We start from the raw sequence: 18,473 nt of genomic DNA, 5'->3' as shown, positions 1-18,473 counted from the left end.
TGAGCGTGGAGCAAAAAATAAAACAGGCAATGTGAGGTCGTGATGGATGAAGAATTGACCGCCGCCGGCTACCGCCGTTATTCCGGTGAAAAGATTGACGTTTATTTTAACAGCGCAGTTTGCCGCCATTCCGCTAACTGCGTGCGCGGCAATGCGGCTATTTTCACGTTGAATCGCCGCCCGTGGATTATGCCGGATAATGCCGACCCGGCAGAGGTGAAACGCGTTATCGACACCTGCCCCAGCGGCGCGCTCAAATATAGGGAGAGATGATATGGACTTGAAAATACTGGCCGACGAGAAGCGTTTTTATATCAATGACGATCAGGGCAAGCTGATTGCCGAGATCTCTTTCGTGCCGAGCGGCGACACGCTGACCATTATCGATCACACCTGGGTAGATGAATCATTGAAGGGGCAGGGCGTCGGCAAAAAGCTGGTGGCGCTGGTGGTGGATAAAATGCGCGCGGAGCAGCGCAAAATCATCCCGCTGTGCCCGTTCGCCAAGCATGAGTTCGATACCACCCCAGCCTATCAGGACATCCGCGCCTGAGGCGATAACGGGGCGCGTTGCGCCCCGGTCATTCAGCAGACGCCGAAATCGCCGTCTTCGTGGTACAGCGCCACGTCGCTGGCCTGCACCTCCGTGCGCTGCTCTTTACCCAGTTCATTCCAGCTGCAAACCAGGGTTTCGCCGTCGATCGCCACTACGGTCATCTTTGGGCCGCCGGTGGTGCGTTGAACAAAATCGCCGATGTTGAATGCCATGCGTTCCTCCACAACAGATTAAACCTCATCTATTGATAACACAGAATAGCGCCGCCGTTGGCAGGAGTTTCGTTATGTATTAATTTATACAGCGATTATCACCAAGGAGAGCAGAATAACATGCCGGGATTATTGATGTTTTATGTGGGCGGTACGGCGCCGGGCGCCAATATTGAGCTGCACGACGTGCAGTTCGCGGCGGTGGACCGGCCGGAAGAAGCGCATCCGCTGCTGCGTGAAAAGTGGTTCGGCGACAAGCGCAAGGTGCATGTCGATGGCTATGCGCGCATCGATTGGGCAGACGGTTACGATGTGAGCCTGGAGCCCGCGCCGTTTGCCGGTGAAGAGAAACTGTTTTTCATCAACGTGGGCGGCTACCGCAGCGATGAGCTGGCGGAGCTGCACCAGTTCGGCCTGTTCGTGGCGCGCTCCGCCGACGAAGCGAAGGACAAGGCCAAGCGGGTACTGCTGACGGACAGCGCGCAGCAGCACAAGGATGACCTGGCCGAGGTGGACGATTGCCTGCTGCTGCAGGCGCTGCAGGGCTATCACGTGCATCTGCGGGCCAATCCGCACGGCAAGCCGGCGCTGCCGCTGTGGCAGGGGTATCTGCCGATCGGTGAATCCGCGTTATAACGCCGCCAGCGTCTGCAATTGTTGCCGCAACCAACGGCAGGCCTCCGGGCGGCCGTTTTTGCGGTGTAGGTAGATTTTGATCTGATACGGCGGTACCGGAAACGGCAGGGGGTGGATATCCAGCGCCGCCGCCTGCCGTAATTTTTGTGCGGCGTAGCGCGGCATGCTCATCACCAGTTCGCTGTCGGCAATGATGAACGGCGCACCCAGTAATGAAGGCGTGCGCAGGGCGATATCGCGCAGCATCCCCAGCTTGTCGAGCTGGTAGTCGATCACGCCGCGCTGTTCGTTCCACGGCGTGACCACCAGATGGCGCGCCCGCAGGTAGTTTTCCTGCGTCATTTCGCCATATTTTGCGCGGAAAGCGGGCGAACAGATCGCCACATATTCATCCTCCAGCCAGGTCACTTCGTCGATCTCCGGGTAGCTTTCGCCGTCGGTTTCGGTAAAGCCCAGCGCGAAATCGATGCGCCCCGCCAGCAGATCGTTCAGCGCCACTTTGCGCTCGGAATAGCGCAGCTGGAACGACAGCCCCGGCGCCAAACGCTGCATCTGCGCCATCAGCGCCGGGAACACCGCGAAGGCGGTGTAATCGGTAATGGCAAAGGTGAAGCTCTCCCGACTTTCGGCGGGGACGAAGCGCGGGCGCGGATGCAGCCCTTTGGACAACAGCGCCAGGCTTTCGCTGACGGTGGGGGCCAGGCTGTCGGCATAGACCGTCGGGTGCATGTCGTTGCCGACCCGGTAAAACAGCTCGTCAGCCAGCGTTTTGCGCAGCCGGATCAGCGCGTGGCTCAGCGCCGACGCGCTGAGGGCCAGCTCTGCCGCGGCGCGCGTCACCGATCGCAGCCGATAGACCGCTTCGAACACCAGCAGCAGGTTGAGATCGAGACGCTTCAAATCCAGATGCATAATACTCATTACCTGTTGATGAAAATGCAGTTCATACAGTATTTGAGGCGCGATATGCTGGCAAGCACAGTCATCAACACACTCAGGATTTGCCATGACCATTGAGATTTACCCGGCGCAAAAAAGCGACGCCAAACTGATTCTGGATATGATTATCGAGCTGGCGGTGTACGAAAAGGCGCGCGAGCAGGTGCTGGCCGGCGTGGAAGACATCGAACGCAGCCTGTTTGGGCCGGGTGCCTGTTCCGAAGCGCTGATTTGCACGGTGAACGGGGAGCCGGCAGGCTATGCGGTGTTCTTTATGAGTTACTCCACCTGGCTGGGCAAAAACGGCATCTATCTGGAAGACCTGTACGTGGCGCCGAAGCATCGCGGCGCGGGCGCCGGTAAACAGCTGCTGCGGCACATTGCCCAGCTGGCGTGCGAACGGCAGTGCGGCCGCCTGGAGTGGAGCGTACTGGACTGGAACCAACCGGCCATCGATTTCTACCTCAGCATCGGCGCTCAGCCGCAGGGCGAGTGGGTGCGCTATCGTATGGAGGGCGAGGCGCTGACGCACTTCGCGGCGCACGGGGCGGCGCTGCCGGCATAATAGCCATTGGGGGGAGGTGGCCTCCCCAACTGTGGTGATGTGAACGGTTTACTGCGGATCAATCAGGCGGGTTTACGGGCGGCGAGAATGAAGATCATCGGGCGTTCCTGCTCTTCGTCCAGCGCCGGATTAGCGGCGATTTGCTGCGCGCTGGGGCCCCATTCGTTCAAATGCTGAATGATAAACCCTTGCTGCGCTAACGGATTGATATAGCCACCGAGCGTGCGGTGCTGCTTGATGACGCCTTCCGCCAGCCAGTTGGAAACGCGCCGGCCTTCCCGCTGGTAGCCGTTGACCGGCCAGGATTTCAGCCCGTTGCCGTCGGCCAGCCAGCCCTGCTGCGCCGGGGCGGTGTAGATCGGGTGCTCGGCGGTGAAGATGAACTGCCCGCCGGGTTTCAGCGCGGCGTAAACCGTGGCGAACAGCGCGGTCAGATCCTCAAGGTAGTGCAGCGTCAGCGAGCTGTAGACCAGATCGTAACTTTCCGGCGGCAACTGCAGCTGCGCCAGATCCTGCCGGCGATACGCGATGCCTGTGTCGGCGGTCATCTCCCGCGCTTTGGCCAACATCTTTTCCGAAACGTCCAGCCCCAGCACGTCGGCAGCGCCTTGTTCGCGCGCACTGCGGCAGAACCAGCCGTAGCCGCAGCCGAGATCGACCACGCTCTTGCCCTGCAAATCCGGCAGGATGCGGCGGATGGCGGGCCATTCCGGCGCGCCGTCCAGGCCGTACTGCGAACGGCTGAGTTGCGCGTAGCCGTCGAAGAAGGCCTGATTGTCATAGATGTTTTGTGTCACTGTGACTCCTTAAATGAGTGATGGCGGCGGAGTGCCGCTGCCATACTGTGCATCTTGCTGCATAATTCTACGCTGACAATATTGATAACGGGAATGACGATGGACATGATTTCGGTGCGGCAAGCGCCCGAGCTGGCGTCGCGCGCCATCGCGTATTTTCAGCGGCATTGGGCCACGGCAGAGACGCTGATGATGTATGAAGACGCCATCAATAGCAGCATCGGCGCCGCCAATCCGCTGCCGCAGTGGTACCTGCTGATGGCAAATGAGCAAATCCTCGGTTGCGCGGGGCTCATCACCAACGATTTTATCAGCCGCGGGGAGCTGTATCCCTGGCTGTGTGCGCTCTATGTGGAAGAAACGCAGCGCGGCCGGGGCTACGGCGCCGAGCTGATTGAGCATGTGGCGGCGGAAACCCGCCGGTTGGGCTTCCCGCAGTTGCACCTGTGCACCGATCTGGAAGGCTACTACGAGCGCAGCGGCTTCGTTTATAACGGGCTCGGGTATCACCCCTGGGGCGAAGCCTCGCGGGTCTATTCGCGGGTGCTGTGATCGCCGCCGCCGGGGGCGATTAAGACAAATCTGACTTTTCTTTCACCTCACTGCGCATCGCGGGTTACACTGGCCGCTTGTTCGCAACCGACCGGGTTAATTCGCCGCCGCGATGAGAGTGCCACGCCAGTTACAGCAACGCTTTAGCGCCTGCATCGCCATCATGGCGGTGCTGTTGCTGTTTGTGGCGCCGGTGGTGTCGAAATCGCTGACGCACCATCAGATGATGGACGGCATGCCGCATGAGATGCATGCGATGGCGATGCCCGCCGCCGAGCATGCCGGCCATCACGGCATGGACCCGGCGGAGATGATTTTCTGCGGCTATTGCGAACTGCTGATCCACGTGCCGCTGCTGCTGTGGGTCTTCGTCCCGCTGCTGTGGCTGATGATGCGCATCGTGCGCTTGCCTTGCGCCCCGCGCATCGTTTCTCCGCCCATTCGGCGCCTTGTTCTGCGGCCAAGCCCGCGCGGGCCGCCCGGCCAGCCGTTTTTCCTTATAGCTTGAACATGGGTGATTCCGTCCGTATCGCTGCGGACGGTTTGCCTGCGCACACAGTTTGAAAAACGAGAAAGGCCATGTCTTCTATCACTAAAACTCCACCTGCCGCATCGCCGCGTGGCGCGATGCTGAATCTGATCAGACGGCTGCATTTTTATATCGGTCTGTTGGTCGCCCCCTTTATTCTGGTTGCCGCGCTGACCGGCACGCTGTATGTGTTGACTCCGCAGCTTGAAGAGGCGCTGTATCGCGATGCGTTGTTCACCGAACCGCACGGGCAGGCCAGGCCGTTGGCCGACCAAATCGCTGCCGCCCGCCGTGCGGCGGGTGACGAGACGCGAATTTACGCCGTGCGCCCGGCACCCGGCGCAACGGATACCACGCGCGTGCAGTTTGTTGGTACGGATCTGGGCGCTTCCGAGTCGCGCGCGTTGTTTGTCGATCCTTACACCCTGGCGATCAAGGGCGATATGACGGTGTACGGCACCTCCGGCGTGCTGCCGCTGCGCACCTGGCTGGACAAGCTGCACAGCAGCCTGCTGCTCGGCGACCTGGGCCGCAATTACAGCGAACTGGCGGCCTCCTGGCTGTGGGTAGCTGCGCTGGGCGGCGTGGCGCTGTGGCTGGCGACGCGGCCAAAACGCAAGCTGAAAAGGGCGAAAGGGGGCTTCGCCGCCAGTCGCCATTGGCATATCACGCTGGGCGTGGCATTGCTGGCCGGGCTGCTGTTCTTCTCGGCTACCGGGTTGACCTGGTCGCAGTGGGCCGGCGGCAACATCGACGTGCTGCGGGCCAACCTGGGCTGGCTGACGCCGCAGGTCAACACCAGCCTGCAGGCCGATATGCCGCAGGCGCCGGCCGATCCGCACGCCGAACACCGCGGGATGATACCGGGCATGAAGATGGGCCCTGCCGCGCAGACCAATGCGCAGAACGGCGACTGGGATCGGGTGCTGCACGCCGCGCGCGCCGCCGGGATCGACGCCGCCAAGGTCGAGCTACGCCAGCCGAAAGGCGAGGGTAAAGCCTGGACGGTGACCGAAGTGGATCGCAGTTGGCCGACGCAGGTGGACGCGGTTGCTATCGCGCCGCAGAGCTTCGCCGTCGTCGACCAGGTGCGGTTCGACACCTTCCCGCTCATCGCCAAACTAACCCGCTGGGGCATCGACGCCCACATGGGCATTCTGTTCGGCTTGCCGAATCAGCTGCTGCTGGCGGCGTTCGGCATTGGTCTGTGCTTGATGATCGCGCTGGGCTACCGCATGTGGTGGATCCGCCGCCCGGCGCTAGGGGCGCAACATCCGGTGCATACGCTGGTTGCCGCCTGGCTGGCGCTTTCCCTGCCGGCGCGTACTGTCACGCTGTTGACTGCGGCGGCGTTGGGCTATTGCCTGCCGCTGATGGGGGGGAGCCTCGCGGCGTTGCTGCTGGTGGACGTGTGGCGCTGGTACGGCCACCGGCAAGGGCATCAGGACGAAACGCCGGAAGTGGCCGCCAGACGCGCCGAGGTGCGCAAGTTCCGCGCGGCGGTGGCGACGGTTGCGGTAGCAGTCGGCTGCGTGATGGGCCGAGCGATCCTCGGCGGCACCGTCGAGCAATTCCAACTGCCGATCGGCGCCTGGAGTGCCCAGATGGTGATCATGCAGAGCCTGATGGTGCTGCTGTATACGCTGGTGTTCACCCTGCTGCTTTCCATTCCGCTGTGGTATTTCTTCCTGGGGGAGAAAGAGGGGCGGTGAGGGGGCGTCCGGCATGCGGGGTGGCCTGCCGGACGTTGCTCATGAGAAACGGACAGAACGCTTGAGTTAACACCGTTTGGCGATGAACGCCATGGCGCATCGGGATAATGTGATGCGCCTCTCATACTGGTTTTTGATAGAATTTATTTCTTCTTATTGTTTATGCATGGAATTTTTTTCTCTTTGATAGCACTAATCCACACTAATATTGTGACTTTTTTCTCTTGTTTCAGGGGTAAGATTTTCCACATTAAAACCATAACTCGCCTGCATTTTCGTACCGTCCATCGTGCCGAAACTATTAAAAAAAACCTCTACCTACACAAGCGAGAAACTTATGGAAACGGCTTCAAATAATAGCGTGCTATTGGATGACACGTCGCCTGCGTTGCGGGCGAAGATGACGGAAAGTGAATGGCGTGAGGCAATTAAATTCGACAGCACTGATACCGGCTGGGTCATTATGAGTATTGGCATGGCCATTGGCGCAGGCATTGTGTTTTTACCGGTTCAGGTCGGATTGATGGGGCTATGGGTATTTTTGCTCTCCTCAATTATCGGTTATCCGGCAATGTATTTATTCCAGCGTTTATTTATCAATACCCTTGCGGAGTCGCCGGAGTGTAAAGATTATCCCAGCGTGATTAGCGGCTATCTGGGGAAAAACTGGGGCATCCTGCTCGGTGCGCTCTATTTTGTCATGCTGGTGATCTGGATGTTTGTTTATTCCACCGCCATCACCAACGACAGCGCTTCTTATTTGCACACCTTTGGCGTGACGGAAGGGCTGTTGTCCGACAATCCTTTTTACGGTCTGGTGCTGATCTGCATTTTAGTGGCGATTTCATCTCGCGGCGAACAGCTGCTGTTTAAGCTTTCAAGCCTGATGGTGCTGACCAAGCTGCTGGTTGTGGCGGCGCTCGGCATGTCGATGATTGGCCTGTGGCACGTGCATAATATCGGCGCGCTGCCGCCGGCGGCGCTGCTGATTAAAAACGCCATCATTACGCTGCCGTTTACCCTGACCTCGATTCTGTTTATTCAGACGCTTAGCCCAATGGTCATTTCTTATCGCTCGCGCGAAAAATCCATTGAGGTTGCCCGGCATAAAGCGTTACGCGCCATGAATATCGCCTTCGGCGTGCTGTTTACCACCGTCTTTTTCTATGCCGTCTCTTTCACTCTGGCGATGGGGCATGACGAGGCCGTTAAGGCCTATGAGCAGAATATCTCCGCGCTGGCGATTGCCGCTCAATTTATAAGCGGCGACGGCGCCGCCTGGGTAAAAGTCGTCAGCGTGATACTGAATATTTTCGCCGTGATGACCGCATTTTTCGGCGTTTACCTGGGTTTTCGCGAAGCGACGCAGGGTATCGTGATGAACCTGCTGCGCCGTAAGCTGCCGCTGGAAAGCATCAATGAAAAATATGTGCAGCGCGGCATTATGGTGTTCGCCATTCTGCTGGCCTGGAGCGCTATTGTGTTGAATGCCCCGGTGCTGAGTTTCACGTCCATTTGCAGCCCCATCTTTGGCCTGGTCGGCTGTCTGATTCCGGCGTGGCTGGTTCATAAAGTGCCGGCGCTGCATAAATATAAAGGCGCATCGCTGGTGCTCATCATCGTGACCGGTCTATTACTGTGCGTCTCCCCGTTCCTGGCATTCTCCTGATATAGCTAACACGGCATTAAGGTTGTCATTATGTTGAACCCTGAAAGTCTTTCATTATGGAAAAAATACATTCGCGTGGTGCAGGAGGAGGTGAAGCCTGCGCTGGGGTGTACCGAACCGGTTTCTCTGGCGCTGGCCAGCGCCACGGCGGCGGCCCATTTACCGGGGCCGGTGGATCGCATTGAAGCCTGGGTTTCGCCGAATTTGATGAAAAACGGCATGGGCGTGACGGTGCCCGGCACCGGCATGGCGGGATTGCCGATCGCCGCCGCGTTGGGGGCCGTGGGCGGCGATGCTAACGGCGGTTTGGAAGTGCTCGAGAAGGCCTCGGCAGAAGCCGTCACCCAGGCGAAGTGGCTGCTGCAACAGGGGGCGGTGCGCGTAATGTTGCAGGCGCCTTGCGACGATATCCTCTATGCCCGGGCGAAGGTGTACGCCGGCGAGCGCTGGGCCAGCGCTACCATCGTCGGCGGACATACCCGCATTGTGAGCATCGAGCAGCAGGGGGCCACGCTGTTCACGCTGGCGGAGCAGGCGCAGGGCGAAGCACCTGTGTGCCCGCTGCAGGTGCTGGCGCAGACTTCGCTGCGTGAGATCGTGGATTTTATCGAGCGGGTGCCGTTCGACGATATCCGCTTTATTCTCGATGCCGCGCACCTCAACGATGCACTGTCGCGTGAAGGGCTGCGCGGCGAGTGGGGATTACACGTGGGCGCCACGTTGCAAAAACAGCGCGTGCGCGGATTGATGGCGAGCGATCTGGCCAGCGACATCGTGATCCGTACCAGCGCTGCGTCCGATGCGCGCATGGGGGGCGCGACGCTGCCCGCGATGAGCAACTCCGGTTCCGGCAATCAGGGCATCGCCGCCACCCTGCCGGTGATGGCGGTGGCGGAGCACTTCGCGGCCGGTGAAGAAAAGCTGGCGCGAGCGCTGATGTTGTCCCACCTGAGCGCCATTTATATCCACTATCGTCTGCCGCGCCTCTCCGCGCTGTGTGCCGCCACCACCGCTTCGATGGGGGCCGCCGCCGGTATGGCGTGGTTGGCGGATGGCCGGTACGACACCATCGCCAAGGCCATCGGCAGTATGATTGGCGATGTGAGCGGGATGATTTGCGATGGTGCCTCCAACAGCTGCGCGATGAAGGTTTCCACCAGTGCCTCTTCGGCGTGGAAAGCGGTGCTGATGGCACTGGACGACACGGCGGTAACCGGCAATGAGGGGATCGTGGCGAACGATGTCGAGCAGTCGATCGCTAACCTTTGCGCGCTGGCCAGCCAGGCGATGCAGCAAACCGACAGACAGATCATCGAAATTATGGCGCAAAAGGCGTCCTGAGCGTTCCCCGCTGCGGCGGGGGGGCTTGGCTACATCAGCCGGTGCGCGTGCAGTTTAACGCTCGCCATAATGCTGTCCATCATCACCTGCACGCGGTGCGGCAACACGCCGCGCTGGCGGTAGATCAGGTAGGCCTGCATATCGATACAGCGATCGCGCGCCAGGCAGGGCAACAGCGTGCCGGCATCCAACTCGGCGGCGACGGAATAATACGGGGCGTAGACGATGCCCAACCCTTGTTTAGCCAGCTCGATCGCCGGCAGAATATTATCGCAGACGCTGGCGCCGCTGACGTCGACCTGCGTTAATTCGCCCTGCGCGCCGTAGCTGCTCCAGGTATTGCGGATGCCGCCCAGCATGCGCAAGGTGATGCAGCGGTGTTGCGACAGCTCATCCAGTTCCGTTAGCGGTGAATGGGCAATGTAATCCGGCGCGGCGAACAGCCCGACGCGAAAACGGGTGAGCGGCCTGGCGATCAGGTTTTCGTTTTGTGGCTGGAAGAAGCTGATCAGCAGATCGCAGTCGCTGTCGAATACCGCACCGTACTTTTTCTCGCGTTCGTCGGGGTTGCGGGTCACCAGATCGATCGTCAATTCCGGCGCGGCGTGCAGCAGCGGCGGCAGTAAATAGCGGGCCAGGAAAGCGTGGATGCCGATCGGCGCGCCGAGCGTGACCATGCCGTTCAGACTGCGCTTGTAGGTGCCTGAGATATCGAGCAAATCGCTATGCTCGTCCAGCAGCTGCGAGGCGCGCCGCAAGAATTGCTCGCCGAACTCGGTCAGCGCCAAGGTGCGCGGGCCGCGCAGGAACAGTTCCAGCCCGAGCCGCCGTTCCAGTGAAGTGAGCGTGCGCGACACGTTGGACTGCGGCATATCCAACCGCTGCGCCGCTTTGCTGACGCTCGCCGTTTCGGCAATGACGCGGACAATCCTGAGTTCTTCTATGCGGAAGTCTTTCTCTTTCACGGCGCCGGCTCTTATGAGTTTGTATATCAAAAATGATATACGTCTTTGGCGGCATTGTCATATGACTTATCACGGACGGGTGGGTATCATTCGATTTGATTATTTGCTATCCACAAAATAAAGAGAAATCCGTCAATGAAAGTGACAAGAGCGGTTGTTTTACCTGCGCTGTTATTACTGGCCGCGTGTTCTTCCGCCGTGACCGAAAAAGAAAAATACTCGACGTTTCTGACCAATTATAACGATATCAATAAAGGTCAATCCGCGTCCGGTAAAGATGTTTTATATTGGAAAGATAAGAACGTCGATTTTTCGCGTTATCAATATCTGGTTTATCAACCGATGATCTATTTCCCGCGGCCGAAGCCGAGCGAAATGGTCAGCCAGCGCGCACTCGACAATATTCTGAACTACACCAACCAGCAGTTTAAACAGGCGATGGGCACCCACTTCACGCTGGTGGACATGCCGCGCGAGCATACGTTGATTTTCCGTGGCGCCATTACGGCGATCGACACGCAGAAGAAAGGGCTGCAGATCTATGAAGTCTTGCCGATCACCCTGCTGATCGCCGCGACGCAAAGCGTGACCGGCCATCGCACTATTGAGAGTGCGGTCTATATGGAAGGCGAGTTTATCGATGCCGCGACCAATCAACCGGTCATTAAGGTGGTACGCAAGGCTTCGGGGGAAAATCTCAATAATGAGAAAGCGCAGCTGAAAGTCACCGACGTGAAAAACGCCATCGATACTATCGCCAACGACATTAGACAATATAACACGCTATAGACATCGTTTATTTCCACTATTATCAACCAGGGCTTTACATGTTCCTTAACTATTTCGCTTTAGGCGTACTGATCGCGGTATTCCTGATTTTATTCTACGGCGTCATTATTATTCATGACATTCCCTATTTGCTGGCCAAAAAGCGCCAGCACCCGCATCAGGATGCGATTCACGTCGCCGGCTGGGTCAGCCTGTTTACGCTGCACGCCATTTGGCCGCTGTTGTGGATTTGGGCGACGCTCTATCGGCCGGAACGCGGCTGGGGCATGAGTGAGAGGGCGGAACCTTCGCCGGACTTGCAGGCGCGCATCGCACTGCTCGAAGCGGAATTGCAACGCCTGCAGGAAAAGCCGACGGCTGTTCCCGGCCCCACGGTAAGTTGAGCGTAGCCTATGGATTTGCTTATTATTCTCAGCTACGTAGCGCTGAGCTACGGCGTATTTAAACTGTTCCGTATTCCGGTCAACAAATGGACCGTGCCGACCGCGGTGCTTGGCGGAATATTTATCGTCGGCGCCTTGATTCTGACGATGAACTACAACCACCCGTACAGCGATCGGGCGCAAAAGATCGCCGTTTCTGTGCCGATGGTGCCGCAGGTCTCGGGCATGATCGTTGAGGTGACGGAGAAAACCAACGTACTGCTGCGCAAAGGCGAGGTGCTGTTCCGTCTCGACGACAGCCGCTACCGCGCGCGTCTCACCAAGCTGGAGGCGGATCTGGCCGGGGCGGAGGCGGAGATCAGAACGCGCCGGGCGGCGCTCAGCGAGTCTGCCGCCAACGTGCAGCGGGCGAACGCGGAGTATGAGCGTGCCCGCAAGGATTATCAGCGCTACGCGAAAGGGGCGGCCATGTCGGTCAACCCGTTCTCGGAGCAGGATATCAGCCATGCGCAGCAGCAGTATCAGGCGCAGTCTGCGGCGCTGCAGGCGGCGAAAGCCCAGTACCAACAGGAACAGGCGCGGTTGTCCGGGCGCTATGACGGCGAAGACGCCGCGGTAGCCAGCCTGAAATCGCAGATTGCCGAAGCACGCTACAACCTGGAACAAACGGTGGTGCGTGCGCCGAGCGACGGTTATGTCACGCAGGTACTGGCGCGGCCGGGTACGGCGGCGGTTCGCCTGCCGTTCAAGCCGGTGATGATTTTTATCCCGCAGCAAAAGCGGCAGGTGGTGGCGGTATTCCGCCAGAACGCCATCCTGCGTTTAACGCAGGGCGATCAGGCGGAAGTGGTGTTCAACGGCTTGCCGGGGCAGGTTTATGGCGGCACCGTGAGCCGGGTGTTGCCGGCGATACCGGACGGCAGCTACCAGGCCAGCGGCGCATTGCAGGGCCTGAGCGCCACGCCGGGCCGAGAAGGGGTGTATGTGATGATTGACCTGGCGGCCAACCCGGATCTGGATCATCTGCCCGACGGCGTGAGCGCCCAGGCGGCAGTGTATACCGGGCACTTCGAGCACGTCTCCGTGATGCGCAAAGTGCTGCTGCGCATGACCAGTTGGCTGCATTACCTCTATTTGGATCACTAGCCTGTATCGGCCCGGGGGAGCCCGGGCCGTGGGGTTGGTCCCCTGAATGTGACAAAAACAAAAAAGCCCGCAACCGAAGTTGTGGGCTTTTTCGCTATTATCGCCGGGTCTATCTGGTTCACTGGCGACGTATTTGGTGGGCTGGCGGAGTCTGAATTGGTTGTGTAACTTGTTGTTTAATAGCTGATAACCTCCAGTTCAATTTTCAGTTTGGTCCCATTGTTGGTCCTAAAAGAAAATGTCAGGTTTTTTTGCAGGGGAGGGGAGGTTACAACAGGAGTCTCTTCGTCTGTGAGGTTAGCATTTTGCTTTCCTTTAATCTGCTCTGTATTTAAGCGTTTATTTCACGTTAGTTTTTAGCAAGCCGGTAGAGCGCCTTGCTCGCAGAATATCCACTACGGAAATATACGGGGTTTGTTCTTGCCACGAAAATCCCTTTCGGTCGATACGGACAAGCCCGTATTTTTCGACAAGAAAGTTCACCGCATCGCTGAGCGATACTCCAGCATCAATATGTTCTCGTATGGTGGTTTCATTACTGAACGGTGTGTCATTCAGCGTCAGGCCATAGTGCTGCGATAACAGATGAGTCAGCAGCCGTTGCCAGGTTTCAACGGGTGACAGATAGGGCTGAGTCGCCCGTGTCGGGTGTGATGATAAGGTTTGCATGATGTTTACTCTGTGATGTTCAGGGAATAAGCGGTGAGTTACTGCGGCTCAGTCTAGTCAGGATAAATAGCAATGTAGACATAGCCACAGGAACCGAGTGTGTCGGCTTCGCAAGCGAGCCCGTTGTGGTAAAGCGTGACGCAGTGCTGATAGCGTGGATTGAGCTCGCCGCTGGTCAGCATTAGTTCCAGTTTTTTGAGTATCAGGGGAAAGGCCTGATCCAGGTGTAGCGCGTCATCGTCGCTGAAAGCACCGTTGAATCCGGCCCGGTCAGCGAGAAAATGCACCCGGTTGCCTTCCTGCACCAGACGAGCGCCAAAACAGGGGGTGATCGTGCGCTTTAGTCCCCACTGTTGGCAGGTAAGATTCTCCGGTTTGGTACCGGATTCTGAGTGATTGTTCATTATTGTTCCTGATTAAAGGGAAGGATTAATTAAGAGTGACACTTCGAAGAATTACATAGGCACCCTTGCGATCCTGACGGCGCTCAGCAAACACTGCCAGAACACCGCGTATGTCCTGAACTTCCCGGCCAGCATAATGGCAGATACTGCCGGACCATTTATATTTACCGGTACAGAAGCGAAACAGCCGGGAGCCTGGATGCTGTCGGTACAAAGCCATTGCCTGGCGTTTACTGATGATTTTCATATCCACCCTCGCTCCGCAAACGACACAATGCCATCTGAACCGACAACCAGATGATCAAGCGTGTTCACATCAACCAGTGCCAGGGCTTCTTTAAGCCTACCGGTAATGTTGCGATCGCATAGGCTGGGCTCCGGGTCGCCGGATGGATGGTTATGCGCCAGCACGACAGCTGCAGCATTGAAGCGAAGCGCTGACTTCACTACCTCTCGAGGATGGACTTGGACATGGTTAATCGAACCGGCAAATAGAGTTTCACTCTCCAGTAAACGATGCTGGTTATCGAGATAGAGCACCATAAACACTTCCCGTTCTTGTCCTGCCAGCTGTAGCCGAAGCCAGTCACGGGCAGCAGTACTTGAGGTAAAGGATATGCCAGGTTGGCGCAGATATTTTTCCAGCAGGTTGATAGCGCGGCGAATGGTGCGTTGGGCATAGGGGGTTAATCCGGAGGTCGCGGGGAGCAAACAACCATGCTGGGCAATAATCGCCAGTGGAAAGAGTTCAGGCTGAGATGACAGCGGGGATAATGCGGTATTCATGTTCGGTATCCCTCAGTCGATGAGATGCATAATGGTGCTGCACTCTAGATGGTTCAGCGCGTAGTCGCGTAAGCGATAATAGTGCTCAGTCATCGCGTCACACTCGATACGGCAGGCATGATGGCTGTATACCATCAGACAGGCGACTATCCCTGCAGCTTCAACAGTAAGTTCCGCGCCGTTGCCATTCATACTGCTGAACAATGTCCACTTCTCATCCTGATCTGACTCAGGGGCCATAAAAGCGCCGCCGTTGCTGAGCGTCGAAAAGTGCCAGATACCGCCGTGATAATCGGTACACAGGCGGTCCATCCAGGCAAAAATTCTGGGCTCAAGGGTTATCCATTGCGGGATGGAGCCAAAGTGCTGTGGCCAGAAACCGATGCGTAACTCATCAGGTACCACTGAGGCAGTAATAGCTGTCTGCTCAGCGAACTGAAGGTTCTGTGTATCCATGAAACTATCTCCTTATGCAGGTACCGTTGTTTAACACCCGAAAAACTCGAGCATATTCTCTGCCATTACCCACAGGGCACGATTGAGCTTCACGTCGCCATCAATACCGGTAACGGCACGGGTGCGACTGCTTTTCCCTTGTGCGGTTCGTCCTGACAATCCCCCTTTCATCAGGTTCTCCTGCACGCGCTGGTAGACGGTCCACAGGTCATCGCTGCAATCCTCCCGGCGACGTGAGGTCAGCAACTGCGATACCGTGACCGGCTGGTGGTCCTCACCAAAGCGATATTTCAGCGCGGCATTCGCCAGAGCGTGCTGTGCTGGTGGCGGAAGTAACAGTGACACCATTGCATCGCGCTTTTCATCCACCTGGTCAAATACCCCGAGCACTTCGTAAGCCCCTTCAATCACCTTCTCGACGACATTACCTTTATGCGGTACACGCACTTCTCCGAATGACTGACCACAGACCAGACCGTTGGTACAGACACCACGAAACAGCCCCGGCAGCATCTGGTAGCTTGATGAGCCGTCATGGCTGTTGAGTAAAATGATTTCCGGTACCTGATGACCGTTTAGCTGCCCGGCGCGACGCAGGCGAAGCATGTGTTTGGTGTGCTCCCGCTTGCTCTGGTCCCGAACCTTTGTCTGACAGGCAAAGAACGGCTCAAAACCCTCGCGCTGCAGGCTTTCGAGGATGATGATGGTCGGAATGTAGGTGTAACGGTCTGAACGCGATTCATGTTTATCACTCCCGAATACACTGGGAACATGACTCATCAGCTCTTCATGGGTCAGAGGACGGTCACGGCGTATCTGGTTTATACGGCCAAAGCGGCTGGCTAATCTCATGAGGAATTCCTTTAAAAGAGGCAAAAGAAAACGCCCTGCTCGTTTGAGCAGGGCGTTCAGATAGAAAAGAAAGGTGGAAAAGCGCGCGGTGTCAGCTGTCAAAATCAAACTGCCATGCGCCTTCGCTTGTCTGGACAACCACTTCCAGTACATTACAGGGAACCATCAGCCCCTTGCCGGTAAATTCATGGGATACAGCACCGCCAAATCCCAGACGTACTGGTTTCCACGGGCTGGCGAATTCTGCATCCTGGCAGTTTCCCCGGTTGACAATGAGTTGTTTAATCACAATCGAATCGACTTTTGATGTAATCCGAATCGATGAGTAGTGGCTGTAGCTTCCGGGACTAACACTGACGCTGACCGGTGAAGAAGCGGCCAGCGAAGAAAATGACAGCAGACAGAGTGCTGCGACTGTGATGATTTTCTTCATTAAATTTCCTTTAACCTGTAAGAATGAGGCACAACTACCGTGCAAATCCGGGCACGCAGCCGTTGTCACCGAAGGCAGGAAGAACTGCAGCAGCCCCCGCTAAAGTGAAAGTGACAGGTTTTACCCCGCTACCTGAAACCACAACACGTTTGCCGATGCGTAATTTGTTCCATGCCCACATCACATTGTCAGATCCCACATGAGACTCGCTTTCGCTGATATTCACTTCTTCAGCGTTATCAATTCTCATGGTAAGCGTCTGACCACTGTCCATCCTGACCCGATGGCCATTCACGTCAGTGAAGATAATGGTCGCTGGCTGTGAGCCGGAACTGTCGCAGGCCAGGTAAAGTTGTGATTGCCCTTTACCGAGGATGGTGTACTCAGAGGTTCCCTGCGCATAGCCACTTACCCAGCTATCACGGTTGCCAAACGCATGCGAGACAGAAGGCGTCAGCACTGAAGCCAGTAAAAGTGAAATAATCAGTTTATTTTTCATTGGAGTGTCCTGTCAGAAGCCAGCCATATTGCCCAGGGTGGTGATAATGAACAGCAGGCAGGCCATAAAGATAATAAGGGTGATGTACCAGCGGGTGAACTTACCGAACAGACACAGAAATGTTTTCATGTGCGGTCCTTTGCAATAAGCCAGTACAGCAGCCCCGCCAGTATCGGGTCGATTATCAGACCGAGAATGAGCCAGCCCCAGAACGAGCGGCCGTTGGCGGACGCCACGAAACCCAGCAACAGGGCCAGCGCGCCCCATAACAGAAATAACGGCATATACTTCCCTTAATGCGTGACAACCCCTGCGATACACCGCATTGATTTTGATGGTTAAAATTAATAAATCACATAATGCCCTGTGGATTATGTGGCTACCGGATTAATCATGTACAACGATGAATACCGATCGGCTCGATCGAGAAAATCGATCGTGATGAAACAAAGAAACTTATCGAAAACGGCAAGGCCGCTCATTGAAAGCGAAGTGACTAGCCGAAGAAAAATCCCCACAGGGAGCGTGCCGCGCGGGCGACAGCGTGTGTTGCAGCCTGCAGTGCAATGCGAGCCACCTGTGGTAGCGGGGCCAGGTCAATAACCTTATCGATAACGTCTACCACGGCATCGCCAAAGCTGCTGCTGGCGGTGCTGATGATACTGGTAGTGCGATACCCGTTCTGCAGGTGCGGCACAAGTGGACTGCGGGCCTGCTTTGGGAGCAGGGTAATCATGGCCTCCACCAGACGCGACAGACGATAGCGCCCCCGGACCGAAACCGGCAGAATATCCTGCTCAGCGATACCTAACTGCCGGGCCACCGCCTGCTGTTTCTGAGCAATACGCTCGGCCTGTAACGCCGAGGGCTGGGCGGACGGCCAGTTCCACTGCTCGGCGGGGTCGGTTTTGTCCACCTGGTTGAGCACCCATAACACCGGCGGCTGCGGTCCGCTGTACTGCGCGAATACGTCCTGATAAAACTGCTCTTCCACCGCATAGGCGCGGTCATCGGCCTTGAGTACCCACAGCACCATATCGAGTTGTGGCATGAGGTCACGATACAGTTCACGGTATTCATCATCACGGGTAACACTCTCGCCCACACCGGGTAAATCAACCAGCGTCAGGAAGTGATTACCGAAACGTAGCCGGACACGCTGTGGCTGACGGGTGCAGGCTTCCACGGCATTGACAGTACAGACTTCGCTCCGGAACAGTGCATTGCATAGCGAGGATTTACCGACGCCGGTTTTCCCCATGATGCCAATCACCGGTTCATACGTAACGAGTCGGTTGAGCTCCTGCAGCAAATGCTGGCGTAGCGCGTGTGGATAACGCCGCAGATGGCGACGGATAAGGGCATAGCCTGAGGGATGTTTCATATCGGCCTCTGAATGAAAAAAGCCATCCGTGGGGATGACCTGCTGGAAATAAACAGGAGGGAATTCAGTCAGGTGATATATAACTGAGAGTTTTTTAAAAATACCTCAGCCTCATATTAACCGGGCAGTATAATGCCGTGCAGGAGCATCCATTTATCTTTTTATCACTCAAATAACAGATGGGTGATAATCCTGACTT

The 18,473-nt window shown here is 57.0% G+C and carries 26 protein-coding genes; 12 read left to right on the top strand and 14 right to left on the bottom strand.

The window, feature by feature from the left end:
- The first annotated feature begins 42 nt into the window (after nucleotides 1-42).
- The gene (locus BHU62_RS17350) at nucleotides 43-273 is read left to right on the top strand and encodes a (4Fe-4S)-binding protein (RefSeq protein ID WP_073533109.1); all 231 of its coding nucleotides are present in this window, start codon (nucleotides 43-45) and stop codon (nucleotides 271-273) included.
- A 1-nt stretch (nucleotide 274) separates the two neighbouring features.
- Nucleotides 275-553 carry a GNAT family N-acetyltransferase gene (locus tag BHU62_RS17345; protein WP_078062084.1) on the top strand — a complete coding sequence of 93 codons (279 nt, stop codon included), beginning with the start codon at nucleotides 275-277 and terminating at the stop codon, nucleotides 551-553.
- Between the two features lie 32 nt (nucleotides 554-585).
- Here the strand turns inward: BHU62_RS17345 and BHU62_RS17340 are convergent, their stop codons facing one another.
- Entirely contained in the window at nucleotides 586-768 is a 183-nt protein-coding gene (locus BHU62_RS17340; protein ID WP_025303973.1) for a YodC family protein, read from the bottom strand.
- 120 nt (nucleotides 769-888) lie between these two features.
- On the opposite strand from BHU62_RS17340, the gene BHU62_RS17335 reads away from it, so the two are divergent.
- Complete coding sequence (locus BHU62_RS17335; RefSeq protein ID WP_073533108.1) at nucleotides 889-1,404, top strand: DUF1543 domain-containing protein; 516 nt, start codon at nucleotides 889-891, stop codon at nucleotides 1,402-1,404.
- On the opposite strand, the gene BHU62_RS17330 is transcribed toward BHU62_RS17335, so the two are convergent.
- A complete protein-coding gene (locus tag BHU62_RS17330) occupies nucleotides 1,399-2,325 on the bottom strand; it encodes a LysR substrate-binding domain-containing protein (protein ID WP_073533107.1) in 927 nt (308 codons plus the stop codon). The two genes, BHU62_RS17335 and BHU62_RS17330, sit on opposite strands and share 6 nt — an antisense overlap.
- 85 nt (nucleotides 2,326-2,410) lie before the next feature.
- Between BHU62_RS17330 and BHU62_RS17325 the strand changes: the two genes are divergently transcribed.
- On the top strand, nucleotides 2,411-2,908 hold the full coding sequence (locus BHU62_RS17325) for a GNAT family N-acetyltransferase (protein ID WP_073533106.1): 498 nt from the start codon (nucleotides 2,411-2,413) through the stop codon (nucleotides 2,906-2,908).
- A gap of 62 nt (nucleotides 2,909-2,970) precedes the next feature.
- Here BHU62_RS17325 and BHU62_RS17320 read toward each other — a convergent pair whose 3' ends face one another.
- Complete coding sequence (locus tag BHU62_RS17320; RefSeq protein ID WP_073533105.1) at nucleotides 2,971-3,705, bottom strand: class I SAM-dependent methyltransferase; 735 nt, start codon at nucleotides 3,703-3,705, stop codon at nucleotides 2,971-2,973.
- A gap of 99 nt (nucleotides 3,706-3,804) precedes the next feature.
- On the opposite strand from BHU62_RS17320, the gene BHU62_RS17315 reads away from it, so the two are divergent.
- The 5 genes from BHU62_RS17315 (at nucleotide 3,805) to BHU62_RS17295 (ending at nucleotide 9,508) form a co-directional block, all read left to right on the top strand.
- Nucleotides 3,805-4,257 (top strand): GNAT family N-acetyltransferase, encoded by a 453-nt coding sequence (locus BHU62_RS17315; RefSeq protein WP_073533104.1) that lies wholly within the window; start codon nucleotides 3,805-3,807, stop codon nucleotides 4,255-4,257.
- 112 nt (nucleotides 4,258-4,369) lie between these two features.
- Nucleotides 4,370-4,765 carry a DUF2946 domain-containing protein gene (locus tag BHU62_RS17310; protein ID WP_236720687.1) on the top strand — a complete coding sequence of 132 codons (396 nt, stop codon included), beginning with the start codon at nucleotides 4,370-4,372 and terminating at the stop codon, nucleotides 4,763-4,765.
- A 71-nt stretch (nucleotides 4,766-4,836) separates the two neighbouring features.
- Nucleotides 4,837-6,498: a DUF2534 family protein gene (locus tag BHU62_RS17305; RefSeq protein WP_073533102.1), complete on the top strand. Its 1,662-nt coding sequence runs from the start codon at nucleotides 4,837-4,839 to the stop codon at nucleotides 6,496-6,498.
- Between the two features lie 337 nt (nucleotides 6,499-6,835).
- Nucleotides 6,836-8,167, top strand: a complete 1,332-nt coding sequence (locus tag BHU62_RS17300; RefSeq protein ID WP_073533101.1) for an amino acid permease — start codon at nucleotides 6,836-6,838, stop codon at nucleotides 8,165-8,167.
- A gap of 30 nt (nucleotides 8,168-8,197) precedes the next feature.
- A complete protein-coding gene (locus tag BHU62_RS17295; RefSeq protein WP_073533100.1) occupies nucleotides 8,198-9,508 on the top strand; it encodes a serine dehydratase subunit alpha family protein in 1,311 nt (436 codons plus the stop codon).
- Nucleotides 9,509-9,537: 29 nt separating this feature from the next.
- Here BHU62_RS17295 and BHU62_RS17290 read toward each other — a convergent pair whose 3' ends face one another.
- The gene (locus tag BHU62_RS17290) at nucleotides 9,538-10,473 is read right to left on the bottom strand and encodes a LysR family transcriptional regulator (RefSeq protein WP_073533099.1); all 936 of its coding nucleotides are present in this window, start codon (nucleotides 10,471-10,473) and stop codon (nucleotides 9,538-9,540) included.
- A gap of 135 nt (nucleotides 10,474-10,608) precedes the next feature.
- Between BHU62_RS17290 and BHU62_RS17285 the strand changes: the two genes are divergently transcribed.
- The 3 genes from BHU62_RS17285 to BHU62_RS17275 are packed head-to-tail and all read left to right on the top strand — an operon-like array spanning nucleotide 10,609 to nucleotide 12,791.
- The gene (locus BHU62_RS17285) at nucleotides 10,609-11,262 is read left to right on the top strand and encodes a DUF3313 domain-containing protein (RefSeq protein WP_073533098.1); all 654 of its coding nucleotides are present in this window, start codon (nucleotides 10,609-10,611) and stop codon (nucleotides 11,260-11,262) included.
- A gap of 38 nt (nucleotides 11,263-11,300) precedes the next feature.
- Nucleotides 11,301-11,645, top strand: coding sequence for a DUF3302 domain-containing protein (locus BHU62_RS17280; protein ID WP_073533097.1), 345 nt, complete (start codon nucleotides 11,301-11,303; stop codon nucleotides 11,643-11,645).
- Between the two features lie 9 nt (nucleotides 11,646-11,654).
- A complete protein-coding gene (locus BHU62_RS17275; protein WP_073533096.1) occupies nucleotides 11,655-12,791 on the top strand; it encodes an HlyD family secretion protein in 1,137 nt (378 codons plus the stop codon).
- Between the two features lie 339 nt (nucleotides 12,792-13,130).
- Here the strand turns inward: BHU62_RS17275 and BHU62_RS17270 are convergent, their stop codons facing one another.
- The 10 genes from BHU62_RS17270 to BHU62_RS17230 form a co-directional block, all read right to left on the bottom strand.
- On the bottom strand, nucleotides 13,131-13,460 hold the full coding sequence (locus BHU62_RS17270) for a TA system toxin CbtA family protein (protein ID WP_073533095.1): 330 nt from the start codon (nucleotides 13,458-13,460) through the stop codon (nucleotides 13,131-13,133).
- Nucleotides 13,461-13,513: 53 nt separating this feature from the next.
- Entirely contained in the window at nucleotides 13,514-13,864 is a 351-nt protein-coding gene (locus BHU62_RS17265) for a type IV toxin-antitoxin system YeeU family antitoxin (protein ID WP_073533094.1), read from the bottom strand.
- Nucleotides 13,865-13,889: 25 nt separating this feature from the next.
- Entirely contained in the window at nucleotides 13,890-14,111 is a 222-nt protein-coding gene (locus BHU62_RS17260; RefSeq protein WP_073533093.1) for a DUF987 family protein, read from the bottom strand.
- Nucleotides 14,108-14,650: a RadC family protein gene (radC, locus tag BHU62_RS17255; protein WP_073533092.1), complete on the bottom strand. Its 543-nt coding sequence runs from the start codon at nucleotides 14,648-14,650 to the stop codon at nucleotides 14,108-14,110. Before radC ends, BHU62_RS17260 begins: the two co-directional genes overlap by 4 nt.
- Before the next feature lie 12 nt (nucleotides 14,651-14,662).
- On the bottom strand, nucleotides 14,663-15,106 hold the full coding sequence (locus BHU62_RS17250) for an antirestriction protein (protein ID WP_073533091.1): 444 nt from the start codon (nucleotides 15,104-15,106) through the stop codon (nucleotides 14,663-14,665).
- 30 nt (nucleotides 15,107-15,136) lie between these two features.
- Complete coding sequence (locus BHU62_RS17245; RefSeq protein ID WP_073533143.1) at nucleotides 15,137-15,958, bottom strand: DUF932 domain-containing protein; 822 nt, start codon at nucleotides 15,956-15,958, stop codon at nucleotides 15,137-15,139.
- A 91-nt stretch (nucleotides 15,959-16,049) separates the two neighbouring features.
- Entirely contained in the window at nucleotides 16,050-16,391 is a 342-nt protein-coding gene (locus BHU62_RS17240; protein ID WP_032616287.1) for a hypothetical protein, read from the bottom strand.
- 34 nt (nucleotides 16,392-16,425) lie between these two features.
- A complete protein-coding gene (locus BHU62_RS17235; protein WP_073533090.1) occupies nucleotides 16,426-16,890 on the bottom strand; it encodes a hypothetical protein in 465 nt (154 codons plus the stop codon).
- A 125-nt stretch (nucleotides 16,891-17,015) separates the two neighbouring features.
- The gene (locus BHU62_RS24725; protein WP_088776065.1) at nucleotides 17,016-17,174 is read right to left on the bottom strand and encodes a hypothetical protein; all 159 of its coding nucleotides are present in this window, start codon (nucleotides 17,172-17,174) and stop codon (nucleotides 17,016-17,018) included.
- Between the two features lie 212 nt (nucleotides 17,175-17,386).
- Nucleotides 17,387-18,274: a GTPase family protein gene (locus tag BHU62_RS17230; protein ID WP_073533089.1), complete on the bottom strand. Its 888-nt coding sequence runs from the start codon at nucleotides 18,272-18,274 to the stop codon at nucleotides 17,387-17,389.
- Nucleotides 18,275-18,473 lie beyond the last annotated feature (199 nt).

Source organism: Serratia marcescens (genome assembly GCF_001902635.1).
Classification (GTDB): domain Bacteria; phylum Pseudomonadota; class Gammaproteobacteria; order Enterobacterales; family Enterobacteriaceae; genus Serratia; species Serratia marcescens_F.
This window is presented reverse-complemented; position numbering and strand designations above follow the sequence as displayed.

Coding starts and splice junctions, on each gene's coding strand:
- BHU62_RS17350 (WP_073533109.1), top strand. CDS start 43: ATGGATGAAGAATTGACCGCCGCCGGCTACCGCCGTTATTCCGGTGAA.
- BHU62_RS17345 (WP_078062084.1), top strand. CDS start 275: ATGGACTTGAAAATACTGGCCGACGAGAAGCGTTTTTATATCAATGAC.
- BHU62_RS17340 (WP_025303973.1), bottom strand. CDS start 768: ATGGCATTCAACATCGGCGATTTTGTTCAACGCACCACCGGCGGCCCA.
- BHU62_RS17335 (WP_073533108.1), top strand. CDS start 889: ATGCCGGGATTATTGATGTTTTATGTGGGCGGTACGGCGCCGGGCGCC.
- BHU62_RS17330 (WP_073533107.1), bottom strand. CDS start 2,325: ATGAGTATTATGCATCTGGATTTGAAGCGTCTCGATCTCAACCTGCTG.
- BHU62_RS17325 (WP_073533106.1), top strand. CDS start 2,411: ATGACCATTGAGATTTACCCGGCGCAAAAAAGCGACGCCAAACTGATT.
- BHU62_RS17315 (WP_073533104.1), top strand. CDS start 3,805: ATGGACATGATTTCGGTGCGGCAAGCGCCCGAGCTGGCGTCGCGCGCC.
- BHU62_RS17310 (WP_236720687.1), top strand. CDS start 4,370: ATGAGAGTGCCACGCCAGTTACAGCAACGCTTTAGCGCCTGCATCGCC.
- BHU62_RS17305 (WP_073533102.1), top strand. CDS start 4,837: ATGTCTTCTATCACTAAAACTCCACCTGCCGCATCGCCGCGTGGCGCG.
- BHU62_RS17300 (WP_073533101.1), top strand. CDS start 6,836: ATGGAAACGGCTTCAAATAATAGCGTGCTATTGGATGACACGTCGCCT.
- BHU62_RS17295 (WP_073533100.1), top strand. CDS start 8,198: ATGTTGAACCCTGAAAGTCTTTCATTATGGAAAAAATACATTCGCGTG.
- BHU62_RS17285 (WP_073533098.1), top strand. CDS start 10,609: ATGAAAGTGACAAGAGCGGTTGTTTTACCTGCGCTGTTATTACTGGCC.
- BHU62_RS17280 (WP_073533097.1), top strand. CDS start 11,301: ATGTTCCTTAACTATTTCGCTTTAGGCGTACTGATCGCGGTATTCCTG.
- BHU62_RS17275 (WP_073533096.1), top strand. CDS start 11,655: ATGGATTTGCTTATTATTCTCAGCTACGTAGCGCTGAGCTACGGCGTA.
- BHU62_RS17270 (WP_073533095.1), bottom strand. CDS start 13,460: ATGCAAACCTTATCATCACACCCGACACGGGCGACTCAGCCCTATCTG.
- BHU62_RS17265 (WP_073533094.1), bottom strand. CDS start 13,864: ATGAACAATCACTCAGAATCCGGTACCAAACCGGAGAATCTTACCTGC.
- BHU62_RS17260 (WP_073533093.1), bottom strand. CDS start 14,111: ATGAAAATCATCAGTAAACGCCAGGCAATGGCTTTGTACCGACAGCAT.
- radC (WP_073533092.1), bottom strand. CDS start 14,650: ATGAATACCGCATTATCCCCGCTGTCATCTCAGCCTGAACTCTTTCCA.
- BHU62_RS17250 (WP_073533091.1), bottom strand. CDS start 15,106: ATGGATACACAGAACCTTCAGTTCGCTGAGCAGACAGCTATTACTGCC.
- BHU62_RS17245 (WP_073533143.1), bottom strand. CDS start 15,958: ATGAGATTAGCCAGCCGCTTTGGCCGTATAAACCAGATACGCCGTGAC.
- BHU62_RS17240 (WP_032616287.1), bottom strand. CDS start 16,391: ATGAAGAAAATCATCACAGTCGCAGCACTCTGTCTGCTGTCATTTTCT.
- BHU62_RS17235 (WP_073533090.1), bottom strand. CDS start 16,890: ATGAAAAATAAACTGATTATTTCACTTTTACTGGCTTCAGTGCTGACG.
- BHU62_RS24725 (WP_088776065.1), bottom strand. CDS start 17,174: ATGCCGTTATTTCTGTTATGGGGCGCGCTGGCCCTGTTGCTGGGTTTC.
- BHU62_RS17230 (WP_073533089.1), bottom strand. CDS start 18,274: ATGAAACATCCCTCAGGCTATGCCCTTATCCGTCGCCATCTGCGGCGT.